Source organism: Chitinophaga oryziterrae (assembly GCF_009758125.1).
Lineage (GTDB): Bacteria > Bacteroidota > Bacteroidia > Chitinophagales > Chitinophagaceae > Chitinophaga > Chitinophaga oryziterrae.
In genome coordinates, this window is the sequence record NZ_WRXO01000037.1 from 1 (window position 1) to 682 (window position 682).

A 682-nucleotide genomic window follows, 5' to 3' on the forward strand; every position below is an offset into this window, starting at 1 on the left:
ATCTGAGTGGATCAACAGACTTCACCACCAGTCTCTTGTGTCATGCAGAAGAATACCAATCGAGTCTTGACATCCGCAAAGGAGATGTGCTAAGATTGGTCTTGATCCAAACACCCTCTTCCTATACACATAACCGCTTACTGATCATCGCTCATCACCTGGTGATAGATGGTGTGTCATGGCGTATCCTGCTGGAAGATCTGGAAGCATTACTGACGGGTATCCGTAATCATGCAGTGGTGTCACTGGGGGCTAAGAGTAGTTCTTACCGGGAATGGTACAATGCATTACTCAACTATAACGCACAACAAAATCAGCAGGCATACTGGTCGGCCATCACCTCACAATGCGTACCACTACCAATTGATAAACCATATAGCGGAGACTTATTTGCCAGTGATTACGGTAGCTGTTTGGTAAAACTAGATACAAAAACAACCAGCCAGTTACTACATGATGTACCCGCAGCTTATCACACAGAGATCAATGACGTGTTACTAAGTGCACTGTCATCAGCTATCTCGCAGACATGGGGAATAGATCGTGTGGTGATTGGAATGGAAGGTCATGGCAGGGAAAATATCTCCTCATCAGTAGATGTAAGTCGTACCATTGGCTGGTTTACATCGATGTACCCGGTGTTATTGAAAAATAAAGAAGATACAGGTAGCTTATTAAAAGG

1 protein-coding gene is annotated in these 682 nt (G+C 44.1%); it reads left to right on the plus strand.

Translation table 11 applies throughout. The features are described from left to right. Window positions 1-682: condensation domain-containing protein (locus GO495_RS31895; protein WP_205691385.1), on the plus strand; the 682-nt coding region annotated here is incomplete at both ends.